Annotated in this window: 3 protein-coding genes; 2 read left to right on the top strand and 1 reads right to left on the bottom strand. The window is 66.4% G+C overall.

Annotated features, from left to right (window positions below):
* Positions 1-251: 251 nt before the first annotated feature.
* Positions 252-2,285, bottom strand: coding sequence for a heavy metal translocating P-type ATPase (locus tag Q1V87_RS06130; protein WP_300591293.1), 2,034 nt, complete (start codon positions 2,283-2,285; stop codon positions 252-254).
* Between the two features lie 79 nt (positions 2,286-2,364).
* Here Q1V87_RS06130 and Q1V87_RS06125 point away from each other — a divergent pair, with 79 nt between their 5' ends.
* Together Q1V87_RS06125 and Q1V87_RS06120 are read left to right on the top strand one after the other, a co-directional pair.
* Positions 2,365-2,706: a metalloregulator ArsR/SmtB family transcription factor gene (locus Q1V87_RS06125; protein WP_300591292.1), complete on the top strand. Its 342-nt coding sequence runs from the start codon at positions 2,365-2,367 to the stop codon at positions 2,704-2,706.
* A gap of 748 nt (positions 2,707-3,454) precedes the next feature.
* Positions 3,455-4,006, top strand: a complete 552-nt coding sequence (locus tag Q1V87_RS06120) for a DMT family transporter (RefSeq protein ID WP_300591291.1) — start codon at positions 3,455-3,457, stop codon at positions 4,004-4,006.
* Positions 4,007-4,298 lie beyond the last annotated feature (292 nt).

Raw genomic sequence — 4,298 nt, 5'->3', positions numbered from 1 at the left:
CTGCGGCGGCCAGTGATCCTCGACGATCAGGCGCGCCAGTCGAAGCCGGGCGCGTGGGGTCAGGGCAGCGTTAGCGTGGGACACGAGGGCCTCCTGGTTCCTGAAGCGGTTGAACTCAACAGATCCACTTCACAACCGGAGGCCCTCACCTCTCAGCTCTTCACGGCCGTGTCGCCGAAACAACGTCCCTGGACATCACACCTAGCCGGAGTCCAACCCCTCGCAGCGGGAACGGTCCTCGAGGCCGCGGGTCACGCCGTGGGCTTGTCCTCGTGGTCGATGCCGTGGTGTTCCTTACCGCGCTCGAAGGCGAGGAGCCGGAGGGCGTTGCCGACCACGATCAGGGTGGATCCCTCGTGGATGAGGACGACGGCGCCGATGTTCAGGCCGACGAAGGTGGCGATGATGAGGAAGACGACGACGGCGAGGCTGGCGATCAGGTTCTGGCGGATGATCCGACTGGTGGCGCGGCTGAGCCGGACGGCGAACGGAACGCGTCCGAGATCGTCGCTCATCAAGGCGATGTCGCAGGTCTCGAGCGCGACGGTGGAGCCGGCGGCGCCCATCGCGATGCCGATGTCGGCGCGCGCCATCGCGGGCGCGTCGTTCACCCCGTCGCCGACCATCGCGATCGGCCGGTGGGTTTCGGCCAGCCGGGTGATCTCGGCGACCTTGTCCTCGGGCAGCAGCTCACCGATGGCGGTGTCGACACCCACCTCACGGCCGACAGCGTCGGCGACGCGCTGGTTGTCGCCCGAGATCATCATGAGCTGCCCGACGTTCGCGCCGCGGAGAGCGGTGAGCACCTGGGCGGATTCCGCGCGGGAGGCGTCCATGACGCCGACGAGACCGAGGAACCGGTTGCAGCGGCGCACGATCATCAGCGTCTGCCCGGAGTCGCGGGCCTGCTCGTACGCCACGTTGAGCGCGGTGGGGAGGGTGAGCTGCTGCTCCTCGAACATGCGGAGGTTGCCGACTTCCACCGTCTCACCGTCGATGGTGGCGCGCACACCCCGGCCGACGACCGCGTTCAGGTCTGTCGCGTCGACCCGGTCGGAGTCGGGGATGCGGTCGGTGAGATCGCGGACGATCGCCGTGGCAAGGGGGTGATCGCTGAGGGATTCGACCGCGACCAGGGTCGGGATCAGCAGCGTCCCGTCGTCGCCGTCGACGGGGGTGATGGAGGTGACGCGGGGAAGGCCCCAGGTGAGCGTGCCGGTCTTGTCGAACGCCATCGCCTTGACCCGACCGAGGGTTTCCAGTGGGGCACCGCCCTTGACGAGCACGCCGGCGCGGGCGGCGCGGGCCACCCCGGCGAGCACGGCGGCGGGTGTGGCGATCGCGAGAGCGCAGGGGCTTGCCGCGACGAGCACGGTCATGGAGAGGTAGAACGCGTCGGGGAACTGCTGCCCGAACGCGAACATCGCTACCAGCAGGGTGGCTGCGACGCCGACGATGACGGCGGGCACGTACCAGCGTTGGAACCGGTCGATGAACTGCTGGGTCGGGGACGTGGCTTGGTCGGCGGTGCGGACCAGCTCGACGACCTTGCTCAGCGTCGAGTCTGCCGCTGTGGCGGTGACCTCGACCTCGAGCACCCCCGAGCCGTTGACCGTTCCTGCGAAGACGCGGTTCGCGGCAGGCAGCGTGTCGACGGTGCGCATCGCACGCTCTGGATCGGTGACGGGTTCCTTCTCCACGGGGATGGACTCGCCGGTGACCGCCGACTGGTCGACGGCGGAGACGCCGGAGATCACGAACCCGTCCGAGGGGATTCGCGAGTTGGGGCGGATCACGATGATGTCGCCGACGGCGATCTGCTCGACTGGCACCTCGACCGGTTCGCCGCCGCCACGGCGGACCAGTGCTGTGCGGGGAGCGAGGTCCGCGAGGGCCTCGATGGACTTGCTCGCCCGGCTCAGCGCGTACTCTTCCAGGGCGTGTCCCAGGCTGAATAGGAACAGCAGCACCGCGCCCTCGGCCCACTTCCCGATCAGGGCGGCGCCGATCGCGGCGACGAGCATGAGGAAGTCGACCTCGAACTTGCCCCGCAACGTCGAGGCGATCGCCGAGCGGAAGGTGAAGAACCCGCCGAAGAAGTAGGTGGCGAGGAAGAATGCCAGCGGCAGCCCGAGCAAGGGCATGCCCAGCGCGAACTCCGTGATCATCCCGGCCGCGTATGTCACGCCGGACGCGATCGCGAACCACAGCTCCCACCGCGCCGAGCCGTGTGCATGCTCCTGCGTGTCGGTGGAGGGTGCCGCGGTTGGAGAGGTGCTTGTCATGCGCTCCACAATACATCACAAGATTGTGATATGTTGTAGATGTGAATGATTATCGTGTTCGGCGGGCACAATGATGTCCATGACCGATGAGACCCCGCGTGAGGCTGCGGAGGTGCTGTCCGTATCGGACGCCGAGCGGCTTGCAGAGATCATGCAGGCTCTTGCTTCGCCCGTGCGCTTGCGCATCCTGAGCGTGCTGCGCGCCCGCCCGAGCACCGTCACCGAGCTCAGCGAAGAACTGGGGTCGGGACAGACCACCGTGTCCAACCACTTACGGTTGCTGCGACACCTCAGCCTCGTGGAGGGCAGCCGAGACGGACGTCACGTCCACTACTCGCTATTCGACGAACATGTCGCAGAACTCCTGGACGAGGCCGTGGGTCACCTGTCCCACCTGACCTCCGAATCCAAGCGGAGGTAGTGGGCCAGGTTCAGAATCTGTGCAGAGACAACGGCCAGTATTGGCCACCAGTGGCACCACATGGAATGGAACGCGGTGATCGAGAGGGATTCACGTCGAACCGATCGGCGGAGGTGGACATCTGCTGAATACGCCTATCTGGCCCTAGGGCTGAATGGCCTCTGTGTGCTGATCTTGTTCTCCAACCTGCTCACAGGCAACACCTGGTGGCGGGTCGCAGTGCCGCTCGCCGTGGTGTGTCTCCTCCTTGGCGCCGTGTCAGGGTTCCAGACGAGGCGATTGAGAATGAAAGAGCGGCAAGAAACTCAAATCTGAGGACGCCAGGTTTCCTGGCTTATCAAGTGGTAGACCGGAGGTCATGAGGCTAGGGTCGCTTCGCAACACGGGGGCCGGCGGCGCTGGTGTCGGCGACCCTGTTCGGCGCCAGCACGCCCCTCGCGAAGCTCCTGCTCGGTGACCTCAGCCCTTGGACGCTGGCCAGCCTGCTCTAACCTCGGCTCCGATCTCGGCCTGGGCGCGTACCGGCTCGCCCGCCGCTCTCCCCGCGTCAGCCGCATCGGTGCTGCTGAACTTCGAGGGCGTGTTCACCGCGGTGCTGGCTCGGATCGTGTTCCCGGGAGAACGCCGATCGCCGCGTCGTGATCGGGATGATCGCGATCGTCGCCGGCGCGGTCGTGCTCAGCTGGAACGGCCCCGTCTCCGTCACCGACCTGTGGCCCTCGCTCGCAGTGGTCGGGGCTTGCTTCGCGTGGGGCTGGACAACACCTGCACCCGGAAGATCGCACTCACTGATGCGACCTGGCTCGTCACGGTGAAAGGTCTAGTAGCCGGGCCCGTCAATTTGATCCTCGCGCATCTCCTCGGCGCCACCCTGCCACCCGTCGGCATCCTGCTGGAGGCGATGGGCGTCGGCGTGCTCGCCTTCGGGGTGAGCCTGGTGCTGTTCATCGTCGCGCTCCGCCACGTCGGCACCGCCCGTGCAGGCGCGTACTACTCCGTCGCCCCGTTCGTCGGCGCCTCGATCGCAGTCGGCCTCGGCGCTCTGATCACCTGGCAGCTCGGCGTCGCCGCGGTCCTGATGGGAGTCGGCGTTTGGCTACACCTGACCGAACGGCACGAGAATGATCGTGCGCACGAGCCGGTGCACCATGACCACTGGCACAGCTACGACGACGGCCACCACGAACACCTCCACGAGACGACGGTCGCCCCTGGCACACGCCATCGTCATTCCCATACGCACGCCGCGGTCACGCACACCCATGTGCACTACCCCGACAGTCACCACCAGCACCACTGAAACGGCAGGGTGCTGGGGCCTCTCTCTTCACCACCGGCCGACCTGCCCTTCCCGCATACAATTCCGCGATCTCTGCCAACCCAGACCAAACGCAAACGTCGCTGGACGGCCGCGACCGAGGCGTCACGATCGGACTATCAGCGCTGTTGGGGGGACTGTCTGAATAACGGTGTGTGGGGTCCGGCCTGATCCGAAAGGAGATGGCCGTGGCTGACACGACCACTGTCGTTGTTGACGACGAGATGATTGATCCCGTGACCGGGGAGATCATCGATCAGAAAGAACTCGCAGA

The sequence above is a fragment of the Microbacterium sp. genome (assembly GCF_030149085.1).
Taxonomy (GTDB): Bacteria; Actinomycetota; Actinomycetes; order Actinomycetales; family Microbacteriaceae; genus Microbacterium.
Note: the sequence above shows the minus strand (reverse complement) of the source record. Positions and strands in the feature narration are given on the sequence as shown.

Coding starts and splice junctions, on each gene's coding strand:
- Q1V87_RS06130 (WP_300591293.1), bottom strand. CDS start 2,285: ATGACAAGCACCTCTCCAACCGCGGCACCCTCCACCGACACGCAGGAG.
- Q1V87_RS06125 (WP_300591292.1), top strand. CDS start 2,365: ATGACCGATGAGACCCCGCGTGAGGCTGCGGAGGTGCTGTCCGTATCG.